The sequence below is a fragment of the Paracoccus sp. PAR01 genome (genome assembly GCF_014851995.1).
Taxonomy (GTDB): Bacteria; Pseudomonadota; Alphaproteobacteria; order Rhodobacterales; family Rhodobacteraceae; genus Paracoccus; species Paracoccus litorisediminis.
Genome location: NZ_JACVAW010000020.1, coordinates 13686 through 37406, shown reverse-complemented (window position 1 = coordinate 37406; position 23721 = coordinate 13686). Strand labels below are relative to the sequence as shown.

The 23721-nt window shown below is 65.2% G+C and carries 25 protein-coding genes; 8 read left to right on the top strand and 17 right to left on the bottom strand.

Going from position 1 to position 23721, the window contains the following annotated elements; translation table 11 throughout:
• Positions 1–8 precede the first annotated feature (8 nt).
• From IB235_RS20615 to pip, 5 genes are all read right to left on the bottom strand, one after another.
• A complete protein-coding gene (locus tag IB235_RS20615; RefSeq protein ID WP_155041918.1) occupies positions 9–626 on the bottom strand; it encodes an RNA-binding protein in 618 nt (205 codons plus the stop codon).
• 15 nt (positions 627–641) lie between these two features.
• A complete protein-coding gene (nusA, locus tag IB235_RS20610; RefSeq protein ID WP_155041919.1) occupies positions 642–2261 on the bottom strand; it encodes a transcription termination factor NusA in 1620 nt (539 codons plus the stop codon).
• Positions 2262–2264: 3 nt separating this feature from the next.
• Positions 2265–2873, bottom strand: a complete 609-nt coding sequence (rimP, locus tag IB235_RS20605) for a ribosome maturation factor RimP (RefSeq protein ID WP_155041920.1) — start codon at positions 2871–2873, stop codon at positions 2265–2267.
• Between the two features lie 136 nt (positions 2874–3009).
• On the bottom strand, positions 3010–3465 hold the full coding sequence (locus IB235_RS20600; RefSeq protein ID WP_192338324.1) for a TspO/MBR family protein: 456 nt from the start codon (positions 3463–3465) through the stop codon (positions 3010–3012).
• Between the two features lie 9 nt (positions 3466–3474).
• Positions 3475–4473: a prolyl aminopeptidase gene (gene pip / locus IB235_RS20595; protein WP_155041922.1), complete on the bottom strand. Its 999-nt coding sequence runs from the start codon at positions 4471–4473 to the stop codon at positions 3475–3477.
• Between the two features lie 51 nt (positions 4474–4524).
• Here pip and ubiG point away from each other — a divergent pair, with 51 nt between their 5' ends.
• On the top strand, positions 4525–5277 hold the full coding sequence (gene ubiG, locus IB235_RS20590; protein ID WP_192338323.1) for a bifunctional 2-polyprenyl-6-hydroxyphenol methylase/3-demethylubiquinol 3-O-methyltransferase UbiG: 753 nt from the start codon (positions 4525–4527) through the stop codon (positions 5275–5277).
• A gap of 48 nt (positions 5278–5325) precedes the next feature.
• Here ubiG and IB235_RS20585 read toward each other — a convergent pair whose 3' ends face one another.
• From IB235_RS20585 to IB235_RS20570, 4 genes are read right to left on the bottom strand one after another with little or no spacing between them, the layout of a single operon-like run.
• A complete protein-coding gene (locus tag IB235_RS20585; RefSeq protein ID WP_155041924.1) occupies positions 5326–5820 on the bottom strand; it encodes a MarR family winged helix-turn-helix transcriptional regulator in 495 nt (164 codons plus the stop codon).
• 7 nt (positions 5821–5827) lie between these two features.
• A complete protein-coding gene (locus tag IB235_RS20580; protein ID WP_192338322.1) occupies positions 5828–6682 on the bottom strand; it encodes a carbon-nitrogen hydrolase family protein in 855 nt (284 codons plus the stop codon).
• A complete protein-coding gene (grxC, locus tag IB235_RS20575) occupies positions 6679–6942 on the bottom strand; it encodes a glutaredoxin 3 (RefSeq protein ID WP_155041955.1) in 264 nt (87 codons plus the stop codon). The genes IB235_RS20580 and grxC overlap by 4 nt, the downstream gene beginning before the upstream one ends.
• A 36-nt stretch (positions 6943–6978) precedes the next feature.
• Entirely contained in the window at positions 6979–7746 is a 768-nt protein-coding gene (locus IB235_RS20570) for a double zinc ribbon domain-containing protein (protein WP_225612506.1), read from the bottom strand.
• 1 nt (position 7747) lies between these two features.
• On the opposite strand from IB235_RS20570, the gene IB235_RS20565 reads away from it, so the two are divergent.
• Positions 7748–8587, top strand: coding sequence for a methyltransferase domain-containing protein (locus tag IB235_RS20565; RefSeq protein WP_370576960.1), 840 nt, complete (start codon positions 7748–7750; stop codon positions 8585–8587).
• Positions 8584–9615, top strand: a complete 1032-nt coding sequence (hemH, locus tag IB235_RS20560) for a ferrochelatase (protein ID WP_192338320.1) — start codon at positions 8584–8586, stop codon at positions 9613–9615. The genes IB235_RS20565 and hemH overlap by 4 nt, the downstream gene beginning before the upstream one ends.
• A 44-nt stretch (positions 9616–9659) precedes the next feature.
• Here the strand turns inward: hemH and IB235_RS20555 are convergent, their stop codons facing one another.
• Positions 9660–10313, bottom strand: a complete 654-nt coding sequence (locus tag IB235_RS20555; RefSeq protein ID WP_192338319.1) for a L,D-transpeptidase — start codon at positions 10311–10313, stop codon at positions 9660–9662.
• Between the two features lie 228 nt (positions 10314–10541).
• Between IB235_RS20555 and IB235_RS20550 the strand changes: the two genes are divergently transcribed.
• Positions 10542–11114: a CAP domain-containing protein gene (locus IB235_RS20550; RefSeq protein WP_192338318.1), complete on the top strand. Its 573-nt coding sequence runs from the start codon at positions 10542–10544 to the stop codon at positions 11112–11114.
• A gap of 67 nt (positions 11115–11181) precedes the next feature.
• Here IB235_RS20550 and IB235_RS20545 read toward each other — a convergent pair whose 3' ends face one another.
• The 7 genes from IB235_RS20545 to cbbR all read right to left on the bottom strand — a co-directional run bounded on the left by IB235_RS20545 (position 11182) and on the right by cbbR (position 18654).
• Positions 11182–11706 carry a murein L,D-transpeptidase family protein gene (locus tag IB235_RS20545; RefSeq protein WP_155041930.1) on the bottom strand — a complete coding sequence of 175 codons (525 nt, stop codon included), beginning with the start codon at positions 11704–11706 and terminating at the stop codon, positions 11182–11184.
• A gap of 67 nt (positions 11707–11773) precedes the next feature.
• Complete coding sequence (locus IB235_RS20540) at positions 11774–12994, bottom strand: methyltransferase (protein WP_192338317.1); 1221 nt, start codon at positions 12992–12994, stop codon at positions 11774–11776.
• A complete protein-coding gene (locus tag IB235_RS20535; RefSeq protein ID WP_155041958.1) occupies positions 12991–14844 on the bottom strand; it encodes an ABC transporter ATP-binding protein in 1854 nt (617 codons plus the stop codon). The genes IB235_RS20540 and IB235_RS20535 overlap by 4 nt, the downstream gene beginning before the upstream one ends.
• A gap of 3 nt (positions 14845–14847) precedes the next feature.
• Positions 14848–16023 (bottom strand): CCA tRNA nucleotidyltransferase, encoded by a 1176-nt coding sequence (locus tag IB235_RS20530; RefSeq protein ID WP_192338316.1) that lies wholly within the window; start codon positions 16021–16023, stop codon positions 14848–14850.
• Positions 16020–16616: a CoA pyrophosphatase gene (locus IB235_RS20525; protein ID WP_155041959.1), complete on the bottom strand. Its 597-nt coding sequence runs from the start codon at positions 16614–16616 to the stop codon at positions 16020–16022. Before IB235_RS20525 ends, IB235_RS20530 begins: the two co-directional genes overlap by 4 nt.
• A gap of 1 nt (position 16617) precedes the next feature.
• Positions 16618–17634, bottom strand: a complete 1017-nt coding sequence (locus IB235_RS20520; RefSeq protein ID WP_155041932.1) for an Hsp33 family molecular chaperone HslO — start codon at positions 17632–17634, stop codon at positions 16618–16620.
• A 96-nt stretch (positions 17635–17730) separates the two neighbouring features.
• Entirely contained in the window at positions 17731–18654 is a 924-nt protein-coding gene (gene cbbR / locus IB235_RS20515) for a LysR family regulator CbbR (protein WP_155041933.1), read from the bottom strand.
• Positions 18655–18748: 94 nt separating this feature from the next.
• Here cbbR and IB235_RS20510 point away from each other — a divergent pair, with 94 nt between their 5' ends.
• The 4 genes from IB235_RS20510 to fba are packed head-to-tail and all read left to right on the top strand — an operon-like array spanning position 18749 to position 23719.
• A complete protein-coding gene (locus IB235_RS20510) occupies positions 18749–19741 on the top strand; it encodes a class 1 fructose-bisphosphatase (protein ID WP_192338315.1) in 993 nt (330 codons plus the stop codon).
• 12 nt (positions 19742–19753) lie between these two features.
• Positions 19754–20626 (top strand): phosphoribulokinase, encoded by an 873-nt coding sequence (locus IB235_RS20505; RefSeq protein WP_192338314.1) that lies wholly within the window; start codon positions 19754–19756, stop codon positions 20624–20626.
• A gap of 13 nt (positions 20627–20639) precedes the next feature.
• Positions 20640–22640 (top strand): transketolase, encoded by a 2001-nt coding sequence (tkt, locus tag IB235_RS20500; protein WP_192338313.1) that lies wholly within the window; start codon positions 20640–20642, stop codon positions 22638–22640.
• The gene (gene fba / locus IB235_RS20495; protein WP_155041936.1) at positions 22640–23719 is read left to right on the top strand and encodes a class II fructose-bisphosphate aldolase; all 1080 of its coding nucleotides are present in this window, start codon (positions 22640–22642) and stop codon (positions 23717–23719) included. The genes tkt and fba overlap by 1 nt, the downstream gene beginning before the upstream one ends.
• Positions 23720–23721: the final 2 nt, after the last annotated feature.

Below are 23721 nucleotides of genomic sequence, written 5' to 3'. Positions count from 1 at the left end.
TCCGATCTTTAATCCTTCCCGGCGGAAACACCGCCGTCATGCCCTCGCAGACCCGTCAGTCTGCTCGCGTCCCTGATCAACATGTCGGTCAGGCGCCCCGGCGCAAGCGCGCTGTGTATGACATGATCGCGCCCAAAGGACAAACCCAATTCTGATGCGGTGAGGCAGCCGAACCAGCGCCCGCCGGGCGGTGTCCAGAGCTTGCCCTTGCCGCGGTCCGATCCGTCGCTGGCCTGCAGCAGGACCTTTGCCCTGCCACCCGCCAGCCAGTCCTTGACCTTCTCGAAGCCGGCCACCGCTTTGCCGGCTTTCCGAGCCAGCGAAAGCGTGTCGGTCACGCGCTTCGCAAGCCCCTTTTCAAGCATCTCCAGCAGTTCCGGAGGGACCGAGACTTGCGCCTTTGCCCCCCGCGAAAACAAGCCTTTAGATGCGGCCTTGTCCAAGGCCTGGCGATCCGAGACGACCCAGAAGCCGCGTCCCGGCAGCTTCTCGGCCAGATCCGGCACGACAACTGCATCAGGGCCCGCGACAAAGCGGATCAACCCAGCCTTGGGCTGGGTTTCACCCGTCACGATACAGCGACGTTCCGGTGTCTCGCGGTCCTTTGTCTGGCCCCCGCGTGTCATCAGCCTCCCGGGGCGTTACACCCCGGCCTCCTTTTCGTCGGTTTCTTTGGTCTCGGCTTCGTCAGCCGATTCCATTTCGGTCGGATCGACCCAGCCCAGCATCACGCGGGCGGTCATCACCATGGTCTGCGCTTCTTCCAGCGATACGTCGAAGGGCTCAAGAATGCCCTCGTCCTTGACGCGCTGGCCGTTCGCGGTGGTCCAGCCACCGGCAAGTTCCCAGTCGGCGCAGGTCGCGAAGTCTTCCAGCGTCTTCACGTCGTCCTTGGCCAGAGCCTCGACCATCTGGGGCGTCAGGCCCTCGAATTCGATCAGGCTGTCCTCGGCCCCAAGCGCACGGGCATTTTCCAGCGCGGCACGGTTCGCCGCTTCCAGATGCTCGCGAGCACGGGTCTGCAGTTCTGCGGCCGTGCCTTCGTCGACACCGTCGATCGAGGTCAGCTCGTCCAGTTCGATATAGGCCACCTCTTCGAGGTTGGTGAAGCCCTCGGCGACCAGAAGCTGGGCAAAGAACTCGTCCAGATCCAGCGCATCCATGAACAGCTTGGTGCGGGCGTTGAATTCGGCCTGACGACGCTTCGATTCTTCTTCTTCGGTCAGGATGTCGATATCCAGACCGGTCAGCTGCGAGGCCAGACGCACGTTCTGACCGCGACGGCCGATCGCAAGGCTTAGTTGTTCATCGGGGACGACAACTTCAATACGCGAAGCATCTTCATCGAACACAACTTTTGCAACTTCGGCCGGCTGCAGCGCGTTCACCAGGAAAGTCGCCTGATCTTCCGACCACGGAATGATGTCGATCTTTTCGCCCTGAAGCTCTCCGACGACGGCCTGAACGCGCGAACCGCGCATACCGACGCAGGCGCCGACCGGGTCGATCGAGTTGTCATAGCTGATGACCGCGATCTTTGCGCGCGAACCCGGATCACGGGCCACGGCCTTGATCTCGATCACGCCGTCATAGATCTCCGGCACTTCCATCTTGAACAGTTCGGCCATGAACTGCGGATCGGTGCGCGACAGGAAGATCTGCGGGCCACGGCTTTCGCGACGCACGTCCTTGACATAGGCGCGGATGCGGTCGTTCGGGCGGTAGCTCTCGCGGCCGATCTTTTCGTTGCGGCGCAGGATGGCTTCGCCACGGCCCACATCGACGATGATGTTGCCGTATTCCTCGCGCTTGACGACGCCGTTGATGATGGTGCCGGCGCGGTCCTTGAATTCTTCGTACTGGCGGTCACGCTCGGCTTCGCGGACCTTCTGCAGGATGACCTGCTTGGCCGATTGCGCGGCGATGCGGCCCAGTTCGACCGGCGGAACCTGGTCGATGATCTCATCGCCGACCTTGGGATTGTCCAGATAGGGGCGGGCCTGAGCAACCGTCACCTGAGCCTGATAGTTCTCGACCTCTTCATCCTCGACGACGGTCCGGACGCGGGTGAAGGTGGCGTTGCCGGTCTTGCGGTCGATATGGACGCGAATGTCCATTTCCGAGCCATAGCGCGACTTCGCAGCGCGGGCGAGGCTGTCTTCCATCGCCTGGATCACCAGATCCGGGTCGATCATCTTCTCGCGCGCGACCGCCTCGGCGGTCTGCAGAAGCTCAAGCTGGTTGGCAGAGGTAATGGCCATTCCTCACTCCTTCGCGTCGGCGTTGCTTTCGCCGGATTCTGTTTCGATCTCGTCAAAGGCGGTCTCGTCCAGATTTTCGATCTGCACGCCCGCTTCCTTCTTTTGCCGAAGCATTTCGGCGATCAACTCGTCAGTCAGCACAAGCTTGGCATCCGAAAGCCAGTCGAAATTCAGCCCGATCGTGTGGGTTTCGCCGGCTTCCTCGATATTCAACAGGACTTCTTCGCCTTCGATGCCGGCCAGCATGCCCTTGAAGCGCTTGCGGCCATCGATTGCCTGGTTGGTTTCCAACCGCACTTCGTAGCCTTCGAAGGTCTCGAAATCCTTCATCCGGGTCAGCGGCCGGTCGATGCCGGGGCTGCTGACTTCCAGATGATAGGCATCCTCCAGCGGATCCTCGACATCAAGGAAGGCGCTGACGGCGGTCGAGATATCGGCGCAGTCATCGACATTGATGCCGCCCTCGGGCCGGTCGGCCATGATCTGCAAGGTTGCGGTCTTTCCGCCCTGCAGGCGGATGCGCACCAGTTCGAAACCCAGATCCTCAATGACCGGGGTAAGCAGCTCGGCCAGACGCCGGTCGATGGCGGTCTTGGCGATAAGGTCAGTCATATCGCTATCCCAAAAACAAAAAGCGGGCCAAAGCGGCCCGCACGTCTTATCGGTGGGCAGGCTGTGGACACCTGCGCCGCTGTTGAGCGTCATATACGCACATCAACGGCGAATTGCAAGGAAAAGCGAAGCAGGCTCAGGCCGCCTCGCTGTCGCGGTTATCCTGCCAGATATGCAGGTTCAGGACGGCGGCAAAGGACAGCCAGCCCAGATAGGCCAGAAACACCATGCCGGCCAACAGGTCATGCCAAAAGGCCGCAATCGCCATCACCGCCACCACGACCCACAGCGCCGCCATGACCCCCAGGCCCCAGTCAGGCTTGCGCGCTCCGAAAAACACCGGGGTCCACAGCGTGTTAAGCGCAATCTGCGCCGACCACAGCGCCAGAACGAAACCCGTTCCCGGCAGTACCGCCAGCCGTGCGGCGGCCCAGGCGATCAGGATGTAAAGCAGGCTCCATGCCACCGGAAACACCCAACGCGGCGGGGTGAAGGGCGGCTTGACCAGTTCGTCATACCAGCTGTCGGGTTTGAAAATCAGCCCGGTCGCGGCCGCAGCCGCGCAGGCAATCAGGAAGGTCAGGAAAAGCATGCTGCACCGTCAGGCGACGCGGCCGCCCCGTTGCGCCGCATCACGCAAACCATCCATCACCCGCACAAGTTCCGTGGCGATTCGCGGCTCGCTCAGCGCATGACCCGAGGCCGGGACCATCCGCAGCTCGGCCCGGTCCCAGCCCTGCGCCAGTTCCCAGGCGGTTTGCGGCGGGCAGACCATGTCGTAGCGGCCCTGCACGATGACGGCGGGGATATGCTCGATGCGGTGACGATCGCGCAGCAACTGGCCCTCGTCCAGAAAGCAGCCATGGGCGAAGTAATGGTTCTCCAGCCGGGCAAAGGCGCGGGCGTAATCCGGCGGCGCATGGCCCGAGCTGGAAATCTCCAGCCCCGCCAGCGCGTTTTCCCACATGATCCACGGCAACGAGTAGCGAATCTCTTGGCCGCGATCGCCACCGAACAGGCGGCGGTGATAGGCCATGATCATGTCGTCGCGTTCGGATTCGGGAATGGGTCGCTGGAATTCGGCCCAGCGATCCGGGAAGAACCGCGCAACGCCACCGCCATAGAACCAGTCCAGCTCGGCCCGCCGCCCAAGGAACACCCCGCGCAGCACCAGCGCCAGTACTGCATCTGGATGGGCCTGCGCATGGGCCAGCGCCAAGGTCGCGCCCCAGCTGCCGCCGAACAGGATCACCCGACCCAGCCCCAGCCGTTGGCGGATCAGCTCGATATCGGCGACCAGATGCTGCGTTGTATTGGCCGCGACCTCGGCATGGGGGCGCGAGCGCCCGCAGCCGCGCTGGTCGAACAGCACCGCCCGATAATGCTTCGGATCAAAGAAACGCCGCATGAAGGGGCTGCAACCGCCGCCCGGACCGCCATGCAGGACGATGACGGGGACGCCTTCGGGATTGCCGCTTTGTTCCACGTGAAGGATGTGGCCATCGCCAACGTCGATCTGCCGCTGGTCGAAGGGTTCGACCATCGGGTGCAGCTTGCCCTGCGACGGATTGCCTCCGATTTGCCCTGCCAATCTGTCCATGCCCCGACTATATAACGGCCCGCAGGCGCCCGCCATACGAAGGACGGCCAGATGAACGAAAGACCGCAGACCAGCAGCATCGACCCCGCCGAGGTGGCCAAGTTCCAGGCGATGTCGCAGGAATGGTGGGACCCGCAGGGCAAGTTCAAGCCGCTGCACATGCTCAATCCGACCCGGCTGGACTATGTCACCACCCAGATTGCCGCGCAGTTCGGCCGTGACCGCGACGCGGCGTTGCCCTTCGAAGGTCTGACCGTGCTGGATATCGGCTGCGGCGGCGGCCTGATGTCGGAACCGCTGGCCCGTCTGGGAGCAACCGTCACCGGTGCCGACGCCGCGCCGGAAAACACCGCCATCGCGGCGCCGCACGCCAAAGAGCAAGGCCTGGACATCGACTACCGCGCCACCACGTCCGAGGCGCTGGCCGCCGAGGGGCACAGCTATGACATCGTCATGGCGCTGGAAATCGTCGAGCATGTCGCCGACCCGGCAGAATTCATCGCCACCTGCCGTGATCTGGTGAAGCCGGGCGGCATGCTGATCCAGTCGACGCTGAACCGGACCATGCGCAGCTTCGGCGCGGCGATTATCGGCGCGGAATGGGTGATGCGCTGGCTGCCCAAGGGCACGCATGACTGGAATCGCTTCATCACTCCGGATGAACTGTCAGCCATGACCCAGGCAACCGGCATGCAAGTGGTCGATCGCTGCGGCATGGTCTTCAACCCGCTGGGCTTCAGCTGGTCACTCTCGCATCGCGACCTGTCGGTGAACTACGCGCTCACCGCGCTTCGCGACGCCTGAGTTTCTTCGTTTCCTAAATACCCAATGCCGACCGCGCCACTGTCGCGGTCAGCGCTCTTCCGGGCGCAAGGCTTCCTCAAGCTGGCGGCGCAGCAGACGCAGCACCGGCAGGGCGGCGCGCACGCGCTCGGCCCCGATTTCGCGCACGACATCGCCGATCCGCGGCATGAAAGCCGCCAAAGCCGCATCGCGCGCCGCGCGTCCCGCCGGGCTGATGGCCACGAACTTCCGCCGCGCATCATCCCAGTCGGGTCGGATATGGATATGTCCTGCCCATTCCAGCCGCGACAGGGTGTTGGTCATCGCCCCCCGCGTCACGTGAAACGCCTCGGCCAGTTCCGCCGGGCTGCGCTCGACCCCCAGATGTGCCAGCAGGTTCAGGACCGAGAAATGCGAGATCTGCATGCCCTTGGGCAGCGATTTCCCGATCAGATCGCGCGCCAGTTGATCTGCGATGAAGACCTCGGAAAACAGGCTCGCCGCCAATGCATCGGCGGAACCCTCGGTACCGGAGGGTTGATGTTCAACGGGCTTGCCTGGCATTGCTCTCTCATGGTCCCGAGTAAACTCGGTCGTGGGTCAGGGATGGGATGCGGGAACGTGCCCCGACTACCGCCGCCGGGTCAAGGGTCACAAGCGTGACGCCGGGTTCGGTTCCTGCATCCGCCAACACCTTGCCCCAGGGATCGACAGCCATCGTATGCCCATAGCTGCGCCGGGGCGGGCGACCCGGCGACAACACGTTTTCGTGCAGACCCGCCTGCGCCGGGGCCAACACGTAGCAACCGGTCTCGATGGCGCGGGCGCGCAGCAGCACCTCCCAATGGGCGGCACCGGTGGTGACGTTGAAGGCGGCGGGCACGGTCAGCACCTGCGCGCCGGCCTTGGCCAGATCGCGGTAAAGATGCGGGAAGCGCAGGTCGTAACAGACCGTCATCCCGATCGGCCACGGACCTTCGGCCACCATCGCCGTCGCGCCGGGCCGGAACGAGGCGGATTCGCGATAGGTCTCGGTCGGTGAGACCCGCACGTCGAACATATGCAGCTTGTCATAGCGCGCGACGATCCCGCCATCCGGCGCAATCAGGAAACTGCGATTGGCAAAGCGGCTGTCCTCGGGGTCGCCGGTCTTCAGCGACAGTGACCCGATCAGCAGCCAGATGCCCAGCTCGCGCGCCTCTGCGCGCAGGGCGGCCAGCGTGGGGTCGCTGTCCTCGGTGCATAGCACGCGATCCTGCGTCTTGCGGTCGGCGTTCAGGATATTTGTGGCCTCGGGCGTCAGCACAAATCCCGCGCCGCGCCCGGTGGCCTCGCGGATCAGGGCGCGAGTGGTGATCAGGTTACGCGCCGGATCGTCCGACACGCAAAGCTGCACCAGCCCGGCCGTGACCGCAGCCAGCGTCATGCGGCCTGTCCGAGCAGCCGGTCCAGCTTGCCGTCGCGCTCCAGCGCGTGGATGTCATCGCAGCCGCCGACATGCTGGCCGTCGATGAAGATCTGCGGCACGGTCCGGCGGCCACCGGCGCGCTGGGTCATCGCGACGCGCAGGTCGGGATCGCGCGCGACATCGGTTTCCTCAAAGGGCACGCCCTTGCGGTTCAGCAGCGCCTTGGCTGCGACGCAATAGGGGCAGGTGGGGGTGGTATAGATTTCGACCTTGGCCATCATCACGACTCTCAGTGTGTTTCCGTCCCGCCTTATCTAGGTATCCTTGACCGCGCGTGCCAGAACCACGACCGAGATCGGCCCTGATCCCGCAGCGCGCAGCGTCTCGGCCGCCGCGGCCAGCGTCGCCCCCGAGGCCATCACGTCATCGACCAGCAGGATGGAACGGCCCCGGATGTCGCTGGCATGGCGGCGGGTGATGCCAAAGGCATCCTCGACATTGGCGAAGCGGTCGTCGACGCTGCCATGATCCTGCATCGGCGAATGTCGCAACCTCCGCAACCCGTGCGGCAGGTGGATGAGGTCATAGACATGGGCGACCCGGTCGGCCAGCAGCTCGGCCTGATTGTATTTCCGACCGATCAGCCGCCGGATATGGACCGGGATCGGGATGACCAGCATCTCGGGGCGGATCAGCGAGGCTGCGGCGCGCGCCACCCAATCGCCAAGGATCGGGGACAGGTCGGGCCGGTCATTATGCTTGAGCATCATCGCCAGCTTGCGCCCGGCCCCGTCATAGACCATCGCCGCGCGCGCGCGCAGCCAAGGCCGGACCATGTGCAGGCATTCGTCGCAGATCAGAAAGCCGCCCTCATCGTCCTCATCGCCCAGAAGCTCTCCGGGCAGGGGGGCACCGCAGCGCGAACAGGCGCAGCCGTTGATGAAGCTCGTATCCGACCAGCAGGTGGCGCATAGCGCGCCATCCTCGGCAACCGCTTCGCCGCAGCATAGGCATTGCGGCGGAAAGATCAGCCGCAAACCGCCTTTCATCATGCCACGAAGCCCATTATTGTGCGCCACCATGATGAATGCCCATCAAAAACCCGTCCCCCAATTGATTGACCGAGCCGCGCTTATGCGCAATCGGGCCCGTGCAGAGCGCATGGGTAGTGTCGATTTCCTGCATCGCCTTATCGCTGACGAAATCGAGGATAGACTGGCCGAAGTTAACAGGCAGTTTACCGATATTGCCGTCGTGACCGGCATGCCGGAATTCTGGCACGGCGTCTTTCCTCAGGCGAAGATCGTCGCGGACAGTCCGGATCTTGCACTGGAACCCGGCGCACATGATCTGGTGATCCATGCCATGGCGCTGCATTGGTCCGAAGATCCGGTCGGCCAGATCGTGCAATGCGCCCGTGCCCTGCGCCCCGATGGCCTGTTCATCGCCGCCTGTCCCGGCGGTCGCAGCCTGTTCGAGCTGCGCGATGCCCTGACCCGCGCCGAGGCCGAGGTCGCAGGCGGTCTGTCACCGCGCATCCTGCCCATGGGCGAGATCCGCGATCTGGGCGCGCTTCTGGGCCGGGCGGGGCTGTCCCTGCCGGTTGCGGATCAGATCAGCCAGAATGTCAGCTATCGCGGGCTGATCCATCTGGCGCATGACTTGCGCGCCATGGGCGAGGGCAATGCCCTGAATGCCCGCCTGCGCCGTCCGACGCGACGAGATGTCCTGTTGCGGGCAGCTACGCTTTATGCCGAATCCCATCCCGATCCGGTGGATCCCGAACGCATCCGTGCCACCTTCGATCTGGTCTTTCTGACCGGTTGGGCGCCCGATGCCAGCCAGCAACAGCCGCTGCGTCCGGGTTCTGCAAAGATGCCGCTTGCCGAAGCGCTAGCCCAGTTGAGGAAGACCGACGAATGAGCCTGTCCGCGACCGTTCCCGCCGATCACCCCAAGGCCGCCCCCCGCCGCATCGGCGTGCTGGTCGCCAATCTGGGCACGCCGGACGGCACGGATTACTGGTCGATGCGGCGCTATCTGAACGAGTTCCTCTCGGACAAGCGGGTGATCGACCTGCCAAGCTGGAAATGGCAGCCGATCCTGCAAGGCATCGTGCTGACCAAGCGCCCCTTCACCTCGGGGGCGAATTACAAGACGGTCTGGAACAATGAGGCCGATGAAAGCCCCTTGATGACCATCACCAAGGCTCAGGTCGCGGGCCTGCGCGAGCGGGTGCAGGAGATATGGGGCGACCGGGTGATGGTCGATTTCTGCATGCGCTACGGCAATCCTTCGACCGAGTCGGTGGTGGATCGCATGGTCAAGGCAGGCTGCGACCGCATCCTGTTCTTTCCGCTTTATCCGCAATATGCGGGCGCGACCTCGGCCACGGCGAATGACCAGTTCTTCCGTGCCCTGATGGCGCAGAAATGGCAGCCCGCCGCCCGGACCGTCTCCGCCTATTTCGACCGTCCCGACTATATCGAGGCGCTGGCCGGATCGGTCGAGAAGGCGCTGAACGGGGCCACGCCGCGCAAGCTGGTCGCCAGCTATCACGGCATGCCGAAACGCTACCTGATGCAGGGCGATCCCTATCATTGCCAGTGCCAGAAGACCTCGCGCCTGCTGCGCGAACGTCTGGGCTGGGCGCCAGAGGTGATCGACACCACCTTCCAGTCGGTCTTTGGCAAGGAGGAATGGCTGCGACCCTATACCGTCCAGCATGTCGCCGAACTGGCGAAACAGGGCATCACCGAGATCGCCGTGATCTCGCCCGCCTTCTCGGCGGACTGCATCGAGACGCTGGAGGAAATCCAGGGCGAGATCCGCGAGGCCTTCATCCATGCCGGGGGCAAGGAATTCACCTATATCCCCTGCCTGAACGCCGAGCCCGCGCATCTGGACGTGCTGACCACCATCATCGCCGAGAATCTGGGCGGCTGGACATGAAAAAGGCCCCCTCGGGGGCCTTTCGCATTCCGGGGTGATCCGCGTCAGATCAGCAGCACCTGCGTGCCGATCTTGGTCAGGTCATACATCTGCTGGATGTGTTCGTTATACAGGCCGATGCAGCCGTTCGACGACTTGCGGCCGATCTTGCGCGTGTCATGCGTGCCGTGGATGCGGTAATACTGCCAGCTCAGCCACAGCGCATGGGTGCCCAGCGGGTTGTCCGGACCGGCCGGCACGAAGTCGGGCCATTCCGGGTTGCGCTTCTTCATCTCGGGGGTGGGGGACCAGGTCGGGCCCTTGACCTTCTTGATGATCTCGGTGCGGCCGGTGCGGGTCAGGTCCGAGCTGACCGGAACCGAAGTCGGGAACAGTTTGTAGATCGTCTGGTCCTCGGACCAGAAATGCAGCGCGCGCGAGGTCAGGTCGACCAGAATCGCGCCGTTCTTCAGGTCGCTGAAATAGGGCTGCCAGTCCTGCATGCGGAAGCTGGAGATGTTGCGGCGCGAATCCTGGTTGCTGTCATATTGCACCATGCCCGCATCCGGGGTGGCGCCGCCGCCGGTGCCCTGCAGGGGCTGGCCGGTATAGGGATCGATCGACTGGGCAATGGCCGGTGCAGCAAGGCCGGCCGCCCCAAGCGCCACCGAGGTGGACAGAAACTTCCGGCGCGAGACCGGATTTTTCGGGGTGATCATGTATCGCTCCTGAATAAGTCGTGGACCGCGATTGGCGGCCGACACTGCCCGTTTTTTGTTTGAGGTGTTCCGAGGGGGAATTACGCGCAGGCGGGGGCGCTTGCAATTCAAACTCGCGTCATTGTCGCTTCCTTGCCGCAGTATGTTGCGCTCACGCAATCTTGGGTTTGAAGCCGGGCGGTGGCTTTTGTAAGGCTGGCGGCAAAATTTCTTGCGGACAGAAACAACATGCTGAAACTTTCTACCCTCGCGCTGGTCTCGGTGCTGGCACTGGCGGCCTGCCAGTCGCAGCAGCAACCCCAGCTTGGTCCCGACGGCCAGCCGATTCCCGTGGCCTATAAGATCACCCCGCGCGAAGAGGCCCAGATCCCCGGCCGCGTCGCCGGTCAGATCAACCAGCTGCGCGCCAATATCGGTGCGCCCGCCGTGGTGCAGAACCCGATGCTGGACATGGCCGCGAAAGCCCATGCCCGCGACATGGCTGCCCAGAACCGCGCCTGGCATTTCGGCTCGGACGGCTCGTCGCCGCTCGACCGCATCCGGCGTCAGGGCTACACGGGCCACCTGATCGGCGAGAATATCTCGGAAACCTACGAGAACGAGATCACCACGCTGAACGCATGGATGCAGAACCGCGACACCCGCGACGTCACCATGGACCCGCGCGCGACCGATTTCGGCATCGGCTGGTATCAGGAACCGTCGGGCAAGATCTGGTGGGTGCTGCTGACCGGCTCGAACTCGATGGCGGCACCTGTCGCTGCGGGCGGCATGACGCTGGCGCAAGCTCCGGGCCTCTGATCTGGTCCTGAAATGCGAAAGGCCCCGAGGTTTCGGGGCCTTTTTTCATGTCGGGCGGGCAGGGTCGTCAGGGATAAAGAAAGATCGGTGTGCCCGGCCGGACCATGGCGAAGATTTCTTCGATCTCCTGATCGGTGACGGCGATGCAACCGGCGGTCCAGTCGGGGCGGTTCAGCGCACGCCCTTCGGGGCCAAGCCCGTGGATCATGATGTCGCCGCCCGGACGCAGGCCCATCATCGCGGCCCGCGCCACATCCTCGGTCGAGGGATAGGAGATCCCGACCGACAGGTGATAGCGGCTGCGCGGGTTCATGCGGTCGATGAAATACGCGCCCTCGGGGGTGCGGCTGTCGCCTTCGAACATCTTGGGGCCGATGGGCTGGCCGCCAAGATTGATGGCGTAGCTTTTCAGCACGGTGCGACCGCTGATCAGATACATCTGACGCTCGCCCTTTTTCACCACGACCTGCGTGACCGGCGGACCATGGTAGGTCTTGAACTTGCTGCTGGGTGGCTGGACGCTGTCGCCCCCACAGTTCGCCAAAAGCGAAACCGCAACCACCGCGATCAATGCGCGAATTGCCCGTATCATTCACTGCCCTCTGCGTGCCTGTGCACGGTCTCGTTGGGCATTGGATAGCACGAGGGTAAATAATTCGCTAGCTTCGGCGAATTTCCGCCACCGTTTCGACATGCGGTGACCAGCGGAACTGATCGATCACGAAAAGACGGGAAATCACCAACCCGGACTCGGCGAGAATCCGCGCATCACGGGCAAAAGTCACCGGGTCGCAACTGACCCAAGCTGCTCTTTCGACGCCGGATTTCGCGATTTCGCGGGCCTGCGTCTCGGCTCCGGCGCGGGGCGGATCGATCACGATCGCGTCAAAACGCAGCTCGTCGGGCAGCAGCGGGCGGCGGGCAAGGTCGCGGATCTCATGGGTGATTCGATGCAATCCGGCAACGCGTCGAGCGGCCGCGTCCAGCGCCTGAAGCGGCGCGGACAGCCCCTCGACGGCATGGACATCGGCGGTTTCGGCCAGGGGCAACGAGAAGGTGCCGCAGCCCGCAAACAGGTCCAGAACGCGCCCGGCCCCCCGTGTGATGTCGCGGACAGCGGCCAGAAGTGCGGCCTCGCCTTCGGCTGTGGCCTGCAGGAAACTGCCCGGAGGCGGGGTGACCTGCGCCCGGCCAAAGGGGATCAGCGGCGGGCGGCGGGTGATCGACTGGTCGTCCCAGGTCAGGCGGGCCAGATCGCCTTCATCGGCCAGTGCGGCAAGGGTCTGGAACAGTTCCGGCTCCATCGGTTTGCCGCCGGTCACCGCGACATCCAGCCCGGTCAGGCTTTCGCTGACGGTCAAGGACAGCTCACCCGCGCGCGATCCGCCCGCGATGACGATCCGGCGCAGCAGCGGCAGCGCCGCCTGAATCGCCGGGCGCAGCACATGGCAATCCGCGATGTCGACGATGACCTCCGAGGCGCGGGCGTGAAAGCCCTGAAGCGCCCCCTTTTTCGTGCGCCGCCCCGATAGAACCGCCCGCCTGCGCGAGCGCGGCGGCGACACATGCACTCCGGCGATTGGCGCGGCCAACCCCTGCGCGCGCAGGGCTTCGGTCACGACACCGACTTTCCAGCCCCGCACGAACTCCTCGGAGCCATGCATCAGGGAACAGCCGCCGCAGGCCCGGTAATGCGGGCAGGCAGGGCGAACGCGGTCAGCCGAAGGCGTCACGATGCGCGGCGCGGCGATGCGGCCGGCCTCGGCCTCGCCCTCGATTACTTCGCCGGGCAGGGTCAGCGCGGCCAAGGCGCGCGCACCATCGGTGATGGCCACGCCATCGCCCTTGCGGCCCAGCCGCTCAACAGTCCAGATCGTCACTCGGCAGCCTCGGTCGTCTCGTCTTCGTCAGTTCCAAGGAACCCGCCCGACTGGCGGTTCCAGTAGCGGGCATAGGTTCCGTCTTGCGCCAGCAATTGCGCATGCGTGCCCTGTTCCACGATCTGCCCGTCCTCCAGCACGACGATGCGGTCCAGCTCGGCGATGGTCGACAGGCGGTGCGCGATGGCCAGCACGGTCTTGCCCTGCATGGCGCGGTGCAGCGCGTCCTGAACCTGTGCCTCGACCTCGCTGTCCAACGCGCTGGTGGCCTCGTCCAGCACGAGGATCGGGGAATCCTTCAGCAGCGCACGTGCCAAGGCGATGCGCTGGCGCTGCCCGCCCGACAGTTTCACGCCCCGCTCGCCCAGATGGGCGTCATAGCCGACCCGTCCGGCATGATCGCGCAGGTTCAGGATGAAGTCATGCGCCTCGGCGGCGCGGGCGGCGGCGATGATCTGCTCCTTGGTCGCATCGGGGCGGCCATACAGGATGTTGTCATAGGCCGAGCGGTTGAACATCGCAGTTTCCTGCGTGACCATCGCGATATTGCGGCGCAGGCTTTCCTGCGTGACCGCGCGCAGGTCATGTCCGTCGATGCGGACCGCGCCCTTTTCCACGTCGTAAAGCCGCAGCAGCAGCGATACCATCGTGGACTTCCCGGCCCCCGAGGCACCGACGATGCCCAGCTTTTCACCCGGTGCGATCTGCAGGTTCAGGTCATGGATGCCGCCCTCGGGGCGGCCATAGGCGAAATCGACATGGTCGAATTCGATGCGCCCCGCGACGCGACCCAGTTCGATCGCATCCGGCGCATCGGTCAGGGCATGCGGCGGGGACAGGGTCTTCATCCCGTCCTCGACCTCGCCGATCGAGCCCCAGACCCCCATCAGCGCCATGCTGACCCAGCCGGTCATCTGGGCCAGCCGCATGGCGATTGCGCCCGATGTGGCGATATCGCCGGGCGTGGCCATGCCGTTGCGCCACAGCATCATCGTGCCGCCCACCAGAATGACCGGCAGCGCGCCCGCGACGGTGATCAGCGACAGGCGGAACCATGTCGAGACCCGGCCGAAATCCAGCGCCCTTTCGCGGAACCCGGCCATCGCGCCAAGGGCGGCGCGGTCCTCATGCTCGGCATGGGCGAACAGCTTGACGGTCTTGATATTGGTGATCGTGTCGACGACCTGACCGGTGACCAGCGCTCTGGCCGAGGCCCGCCCGGCCGAGCTTTGCCGGATGCGGGGCAAAAAGTAGCGGATCAGCGCGAAGTATGAGCCCAGCCAGACCAGCAGCGCCAGTGCCCCCCAGCCATCGACCGAGACCAGAAACGCCGCCGAGCCCAGCACCGAGGCCAGCGCAAAGGCCACCACGTTGACCATCTCCGATGCGACCTCGGTCACTGCCCGCGCGGTCTGCATCTGCTTTTGCGCGATGCGCCCGGCGAAATCATTGTCAAAGAAGGTGACCGAATGGCCCATGGTCCAGCGATGCAGCCGCGACAGCACCAAGGGCATGATATTGGGGTTGATGATCACGCTGGAACTGGCGGTCGACAGCCAGCCAATGGCCGGACGGACCACCAGAAAGAACAGCACGAACCCGGCCAGCAGCCTGCCATGCTGGGACAGGAACTGCTCGGGCGAGGTCGCGACCACCGCGTCGATGACCCAGCCCAGCAGCACCGCTGTCATCACATCGGCAACGCCCCCCAGTGCCGAGGCGATGCCCGCAATGGTCAGCCCCGTCCACGCCCCGGCCAGGCACCAGCGGAAAAAGGCCAGCAAGGTGCGCGGCGGTGGCCCGTCCGCCGGGCGGAAGGCGTCGATCATGCGGGCGAAGCGGTCATGCATCATTCAGTCACTCTTGCGCTGCCGGTCCTGGCCAAGGGCCAAGGCAAGCAGCTCGTGTTTCGAAAGCGAGAAGCCGCTGTCGATAAAGGCAGTCTCGGCCTGCCGCAATGCCGCGCCGATGGCGGGACCGGACAGTTCGGGCATCAGGTGGCGGGCCGCGATGGGCAGCTGCGCATCGGCGGCATGGGCAATCTGTTGCTGCCAATCGGGCGCGGGCGGCGTGCCGCGCGCAGTGGCGATCAGCGCGGCACTGCGCGCGATATGGGGGCCGAAGCGATAGGCGGCGGCAGGCAGCGGCAGGGTCAGGGCGGTGGCGATCTGGTCCTGCAAGCGGGTCTCGTCGCGGGACAGGCGCAGGGCCTGTGCGGCGTTATCGGCACCCAGAAGCGCCAGCCGGACCGGCCATTCCGCGGGCAGTCCCAACGTGGCTTCGGCCGCGATCAGCGCGGACAGGTCGTGGGTGTCGGCACCGGGCAGGATGTGGGCAAGGACACCGGCTCGGGCCATCAGTGCCACGGCTTCGGTCGGGTCGGGGGCGGCCAGCAGCTTGCGCGTCTCGGCCCCGATCCGCTCATGCGAGATTCCGCCAAGCCCCGAGGCCAGTTCGGCGCAGGCGGCCAGCGCTTCCGGATCGGCGGCGCCCTTGGCGCCATACCATGCGTGGAAGCGGAAAAAGCGCAGGATGCGCAGGTAATCCTCGGTGATGCGGGCGCGGGGTTCGCCGACAAAGCGCAGACGTCGCGCCGCCAGATCGCTCAACCCGCCGACCGGATCGATCACCTCGCCCGAGGCATCGGCGTAAAGCGCGTTCATGGTGAAATCGCGGCGATGCGCGTCTTCCTCGATCCGGTCCGAGAAGGCCACGACAGCGCGGCGGCCATCGGTTTCCACATCGCGGCGGAAGGTGGTGACCTCATAGCCATGACCATCGGCGACCACGGTGATGGTGCCATGCTCGATCCCGGTCGGCACGGCGCGCAGACCTGCTGCTTCGGTCAGGGTGACGGTCTGTTCGGGCAGGGACGAGGTGGCGATGTCGATATCGGAAACAGGCTCGCCCAGCAGGGCGTTCCTGACCGCGCCGCCGACGATCAGCGCCTGATGACCCGCACCGGTCAGCGCGGCCAGCACGCGATGCAGTCCGGAATCGTCAAGGAAAGGTGCGGAAATCCGGGTCATTGCGCCAGCCGCAGCGCCAGCGCATGCAGCACCCGCGCCGTCGCCCCCCAGATGTAATAAGGACCCCAGGGCGCCACGTAATAGGAACGCCAGCCGCCCAGCCAGCGGCGACGCTCGATGCGGTAGCTGGCCGGGTCCGCGATATGGGCGAAGGGGACGGCAAAGACCTCATCGACCTCGCCGGACTCGGGGATCGGGGTGAAATCGCCACGGATCAGGCCGATGACCGGGGTCATGGCAAAATTGGTGACGGTGCGATGGGCGGGCAGCACGCCAAGGACTTCCACCTGCGAGGGTGGCAGGCCGATTTCCTCATGCGCCTCGCGCAGCGCCGCTCCGACCGGGCCGTCATCGCCCGGCTCGACCTTGCCGCCGGGCAGGGCGATCTGGCCGGGATGGTGGCGCAGCCCGCTGGCCCGCTTGGTCAGGACCAGCCGCCCCTGCCGGTCGAATGCGGCAAGCACGCCCGCCGGGCGCGGCTCGGTCGCGGCCAGGGGCAGGCTGTCCAGATCATGATCCGAGGAAGGCCCCGCCGGAACCGACAGAGCCTTGATCAGCCTTTCGCGCAGCAGGGATTGCGGCGCGGTCAGCATGTCATTGCGCCGCCTGATCGGCGCGGGGCAGCGGCTTGCCATGCTCGTCCAGCGTCGCCTCAAAGCCAAGGCTGCGCGGGTCGAACTCGTAATGCGCGCCGCAGAACTGGCAATCGGCGGTGACGATGCCGTCTTCGGTGGTCATGTGGCCGATATCCTTGGCCGAATAGATCGACAGCGTGCCGCGCACCCGGTCCGGGTTGCACGAGCAGCCGAAATGCAGGCCCTGACGCTCGAACGCGGTCGGCTGTTCCTCGTGGAACAGGCGGAACAGCAGGTTGGGCAGCGGTAGGCCGGGATCGACCAGTTCCATCGCCTCGACCGTGGCCAGCAGTATGTTGGCGCGGTTCCAGTCCTCGGATTGCGCGCCTTGCAGGATGTCGGCCGATTCCAGTTCCTCGCCATTCTCGGCGATGGCGCGGGGCTGGGCGGGCAGGGTCTGCAGCATGATGCCACCCGCGCGCCAGTGATCCTCGGCCTGACCGGCCAGACGCGAGCGACCCACGGTCACCTCGAACTTGGTCGGCAGCTGCTCGGACTGCTCGAAATAGGCCTGCGCGCAATGCGACAGCGAACCACCGGCCAGCGGCGTCAGGCCCTGATAGGGGGTGTTCCCCTCGCCCTGATCGATCAGCACGGCGAAATAGCCCTCGCCGATCTGCTCGAAGGCGGGGCGGTCGTTGCTGAGGCGCGCCGCGTCAAAGCTGGCCCAGGCGCGGATGCGGGCGGGGCCGCCCTCGGTCTCGGGGGCGTAGTAATCGGTGGCGATGGTGCGGATCGCGCCATTGCCGCGCACTTGCAGCGACAGCTTCCAGCGCAGCTTGATGGTCGGGCCGATCAGCGCGGTCAGCGTGACCAGTTCCGCGACCATGGCGCTGACGGCCAGCGGGTAGTCGTGACGCGACAGGATATGCTCAAGCAGCGGACCGACCCGAGTGACGCGTCCACGTACGCCCGAGAGTTCAAGCTGAAAGGGCAACACGCTGTCGTCCCAGGAAAGATCCTTCGTTTGAGCCATGATATGTCCTTCGGAATGAGGGGCGCGACCCGGCCTTCTGGCGGCGCGCGTTGCCCCCAATATAGAGCTTGGACCGAAAAGCCCAAGGGGGGGCGCTCAGACCTGCGGCAGGAATGAGCCCTTCATGTCGCGGATATGGTCATGCACCCGCATCCCGGCAGGCGAAAGCTGGGTGTCCTCGCGCTTGAGCAGGAACCAACTGCGCTGGATCGGCAGCCCGATCGCCCGGACGGAAACCAGCCGCCCCGAACGCAATTCCTCGGTCACCGTATGCAGGCTGATCAGCGCGATCCCAAGCCCCGCGATCACCGCCTGCTTGATGGTTTCGTTGGTGCCCATCTCAACCATGCGCCAGGGCGTGCCGTCGCCGATCCGGTCCAGAAACCGCGTCATCAGGATGCGCGTCCCCGAACCGCGTTCCCGCGCCAGAAAGGTTTCCCCCAGCAGGTCCTGCGGCAAGGCGGGATCGGCATCGGCCAGCGGATGGTCGGGGGCGGCGACGATGACATGGGGATGGGGGCCAACGGGTTCTGCCACGACGGCGGGGCTGCGCGGCGGACGCCCCATGATCGCCAGATCGACGGCCCTTGCGCCCAGCCATTGGATCACCGCCTCGCGGTTGCCGATGCGCAGGGTCACCTCGACATCGGGCAGGGCGCGGCGCAGCACGGCCACCAGATGCGGCGCGAAGTATTTCCCGGTCGAGACCACGCCCAGCGACACTGCCCCGGTATGACCGCTTTGCAGGGCCGCGACCCGGCGCGCGCAGGTTTCCAGCGCGACCGCGATCTGGGCCTCGGCCTCCAGCATGGCGCGACCCTCCTCCGTTGGTCGGAAGGCGCCGTGTTCCGCCCGGATGACAAGGGGGGCGGACATCAGGTCCTCCAGCGCGCGCAACTGGCCATGAATCGCGGGCGGGCTCAGACCAAGGTCGGTTGCCGCCCCGGTCAGCGAACCGCTGTCGATGACCGCGCGCAGGGCGCGCAGCTGGCGCAGGGTGACGGCATCGATGCGCGACATTCGGAATTCCTGAAAGATGGTTTCAGTTTATTAAATGTTCCTGAATGTAAGCCCGTGTCAACAAAGAGGTGGGAACCAGCCACGGGAGGGGCCGATGACCGCCACCAGCATCGACACCGCGCTGATTCCGGGCGAATTCCGCCCGCTGATGCAGGCCATCTCGGAAGCTGCGGTCAAGCTTTCGGAACTGATCCGGCAGGGCGGCGATCTGGCCCGCCCGGTCGGCACGAATTCGGACGGCGATGGCCAGAAGGCGCTGGACGTGATGGCGGACGATCTGTTCCGCACCACGCTGGGCCGGGCCGGGCTGCGCTGGTTCGCATCCGAGGAACAGGACAGCGCCATCGAGATGAACCCCTCGGGTCGGATGGCCATCGCCATCGATCCGCTGGATGGATCGTCGAACATCGACACCAATGTCTCGATCGGGACGATCTTTTCGGTCTATCCGGCCGAAGCCACGGCCGAGGCCAGCTTCCTGCGCCCGATGCGCGAACAGATCGCGGCAGGCTACATCATCTATGGCCCGCGCTGCGCGATGATGGTCAGCTTTGGCGACGGGTTGCAGCATTACGCGCTGGACCCCCGCTCGGGCCAGTTCCGCCCGGTCGCGGCACGGATGGAGATCCCCGAGGCTGCGTCGGAATTTGCCATCAACGCCTCGAACTACCGGCATTGGGCGCGGCCGATCCGGGCCTATATCGACGATTGTCTGGCCGGGACCGACGGCCCCTGCGAGACGAATTTCAACATGCGCTGGATCGCCTCTCTGGTGGCCGAGGCGCATCGCATCCTGATCCGTGGCGGCGTGTTCCTGTATCCGTCCGACGCCCGCAAGGGCTATGAGCGCGGGCGTCTGCGGATGCTGTATGAATGCGGGCCCATCGCCTTCCTTGTCGAACAGGCGGGCGGCAAGGCCACCGACGGCTGCGAGCCAATCTTGGACCAACGGGTCGAAACGCTGCACCAGCGCACGCCCATTGTCTTTGGCTCGACCGACAAGGTTGCCCGCATCGCCGCCTATCACGACCTGCCCGAATCCGAGGTCTCGGCCCTGTTCGGTCATCGCGGCCTTTTCCGTGCCTGAGGGGGGACAAGAATGAGCAAGAAACACCCGATCATCTCGGTCACCGGCTCGTCCGGCGCGGGGACGACCACGATCAAGAACACCTTCGACCAGATCTTTCGCCGCGAAGGGATCAAGGCCGTCTCGATCGAGGGCGATGCTTTCCACCGCTTCGACCGAGCCGCGATGAAGGCCGAACTGACCCGGCGCACCGAGGCGGGCGACCACACTTTCAGCCATTTCAGCATCGACGCGAATGAGCTGGAGACGCTGGAAGGGGTCTTTCGCAGCTATGCCGAGACCGGCACCGGCCGCACCCGTCATTACATCCATGACGACCGCGAGGCCGCGGTCCGCGGTACGCCGCCCGGCACCTTCACTGAATGGGCGGAATTCGCGCCGGATTCGGACCTGCTGTTCTACGAAGGGCTGCATGGCGCGGTGAAATCCGACGGCATCGACATTGCGGGGCTGGCCGATCTGAAGATCGGGGTCGTTCCGGTCATCAATCTGGAATGGATCCAAAAGATCCACCGCGACAAGGCCAGCCGGGGCTATTCGACGGAAGCCGTCACCGATGTGATCCTGCGCCGGATGCACGCCTATGTGCATGTCATCTGTCCGCAGTTCACCCATACCGACATCAATTTCCAGCGCGTGCCGGTGGTCGATACCTCGAACCCGTTCATCGCGCGCTGGATACCGACGCATGACGAAAGCCTTGTCGTCATCCGCTTCCGCAATCCGCGTGGGATCGATTTCCCCTACCTGACCTCGATGATGCAGGGGTCATGGATGAGCCGTGCGAATTCCATCGTCATTCCGGGGCCGAAGCTCGACCTCGCCATGCAGCTGATCCTGACGCCGATGATCCTGCGGATGATCAGCGAATCCAAACGCGCCTGAAAGGAGCGAAGCGATGAACCAGATGGCAAGCGTTCACCCCGATCTTGAGGCCCAGATGGCCACCGCCATCCGCGTGCTGGCGATGGATGCGGTCGAGGCCGCGAAATCCGGCCATCCCGGCGCGCCGATGGGCATGGCCGATGTCGCGGCGGTGCTGTTCAACCGCTTCATCACCATCGACCCGTCCGACGACAAATGGCCCGACCGCGACCGCTTCGTGATGTCGGCGGGGCATGGCTCGATGCTGGTCTACGCGATCCATCACATGCTGGGTTACGACGATATGCCGATGGAGCAACTGCGCGCCTTCCGCCAGCTTGGCTCGCGCACGGCGGGGCACCCGGAATATGGCCATGCCAAGGGGATCGAGACCACCACCGGTCCCCTTGGTCAGGGCATCAGCACCGCTGTGGGCATGGCCCTGGCCGAGCGGATGATGAATGCGCGTTTCGGCGACGGGTTGGTCGATCACTGGACCTATGTCATCTGCGGCGATGGCTGCCTGATGGAAGGGATCAGTCACGAGGCCATCGACTTTGCGGGTCATCAGCGCCTTGGCCGCTTGATCGTGCTGTGGGACGACAACCGCATCACCATCGATGGCGGCACCGAGCTTTCCACCTCGACCGACCAGAGGGCGCGGTTCGCGGCCTCTGGTTGGCATGTGCAGGCGGTGGACGGCCATGACCGCGAGGCCGTCGCCCGCGCCATTCAGGCCGCGCGCGAGGACGAGCGCCCCTCGATGATAGCCTGCCGCACGGTGATCGGCTTTGGCGCGCCGAACAAGCAGGGCAGCCATGACGTGCATGGCGCGCCGCTGGGTGCGGCCGAAATCGCCGCTGCCCGCGCAGTCTTAGGCTGGACACATGAACCCTTCGTGCTGCCGGAAACTCTCCTCGACTCCTGGCGCACTGTCTCCGCGCGAGGGGCGGCGGCGCGGGCGGCATGGCAGGAACGGCTGACCCGATCCCCCCTGACAGCCGAGTTTTCTGCCATGCTGGCCGCGCCCGATGCCACTGCATTGCGCCAAGCGATTGCGGGTCATGTAGCCAAGCTGGCCGCCGACCGGCCCAAGGTTGCCACCCGCAAATCCAGCGAAATGGCGCTGGAGGTGGTCAACGCGACCCTGCCGAATACGGTCGGTGGCTCGGCTGACCTGACCGGCTCGAACAACACCCGGACCAAGGGGATGACAGCGGTGACCGCTGCTGACCGTTCAGGCCGCTACATCCATTACGGCATCCGCGAGCATGGCATGGCGGCGGTGATGAACGGCATCGCGCTGCATGGCGGGCTGATCCCCTATGGCGGCACATTCCTTGCCTTCAGCGACTATTCCCGGCCGGCGATCCGGCTGGGGGCGCTGATGCGGGTGCCGGTCATCCATGTCATGACCCATGACAGCATCGGTCTGGGTGAGGATGGCCCGACCCACCAGCCGGTCGAACAGGTCGCGGCGCTTCGCGCCATCCCGAACCTGCAGGTCTTCCGTCCTGCCGATGCGATCGAGACCGCCGAGGCGTGGGAAATCGCCCTGACCGCGCCCAGCACGCCCTCGGTCCTGTGCCTGTCGCGGCAGAACCTGCCCACGGTCAGGGATGCCGCGTCGAAAAACCTGACCCGGCAAGGGGCCTATACCCTGCGTGAGACAGACGGCCCACGCGACGTGACCCTGATCGCGACGGGTTCCGAGGTCGAGATTGCCCTTGCCGCCGCCGATCTGCTGGCCGCGCAGGGGGTGCAGGCTGCCGTGGTCTCGGCCCCCTCGTTTGAGCTGTTCGCTGCCCGGCCCGCCTCCGAACGCGAGGCAGTTCTGGGCCAAGCCCCCCGCATCGGCATCGAGGCGCTGATCCGGCAGGGCTGGGACGGTCTGTTCCTGCGCCCCGGCGACGGCTTCATCGGCATGACCGGCTTTGGCGCCTCGGCGCCTGCCCCCGAACTTTACCGCCATTTCGGCATCACCGCCGATGCGGCTTGCGAACTTGCCAATCAACTGATCCGGGGAGGAAAGTGATGGCCCTTATCACGCTGAGACAGCTTCTGGACCACGCAGCCGAGCATGGCTACGGCGTGCCCGCCTTCAACATCAACAATATGGAACAGGGCCTCGCCATCGTGAAGGCGGCGGCGGAAACCGATGCGCCGGTCATCCTGCAGGCCAGCCGCGGCGCGCGGTCCTATGCTGGCGATATCATGCTGCGTCGCATGGTCGAGGCCTTGGCCGAGATGAACCCCGCCATCCCGATCTGCCTGCATCAGGATCATGGCAATAACCTCGCGACCTGCATGTCCGCGATCCGGCACGGCTTCACCAGCGTCATGATGGACGGTTCGCTGCTGGAGGACATGAAGACCCCCGCGGATTACGACTACAATGTCGCGGTGACGGCGAAGGTCGCGGAAGCCGCCCATGCCGTCGGTGCCAGCGTTGAGGGCGAGTTGGGTGTGCTGGGCTCTCTGGAAACCGGCGAGGCCGCTGCCGAGGACGGCTCGGGCGCGGAAGGAAAGCTGGATCACAGCCAGCTTCTGACCGACCCCGATCAGGCGGTGGATTTCGTGTTGCGGACCGGCTGCGACGCTTTGGCCATTGCCTGCGGCACCAGCCACGGCGCCTATAAGTTCACCCGCAAGCCCGATGGCGACATTCTGGCCATGCATGTGATCGAGGCGATCCATCAGCGCCTGCCCGGAACGCATCTGGTCATGCACGGGTCCAGCAGCGTGCCGCAATATCTGCAGGATCTGATCAACCAATCCGGCGGCGTGATGCCTCAGACCTATGGCGTCCCGGTCGAGGAGATCGAGCGCGGCATCCGCCACGGCGTGCGCAAGGTGAATATCGACACCGATTGCCGGATGGCGATGACCGGGCATTTCCGCAAGGTCGCCCGCGACCGCCCCGATGAGTTCGACCCCCGCAAATTCATGATCCCGGCGATGAACGAATTGACCGCTTTGTGCCGCGACCGGTTCGAGCGTTTCGGGACGGCGGGCATGGCCCACAAGATCAAGGTCATCGCGATGGACGAGATGGCCAAACGCTACGCGTCGGGGGCGTTGGACCCGGCCATCACCGGTTCCAAAGCCGCTTGAAA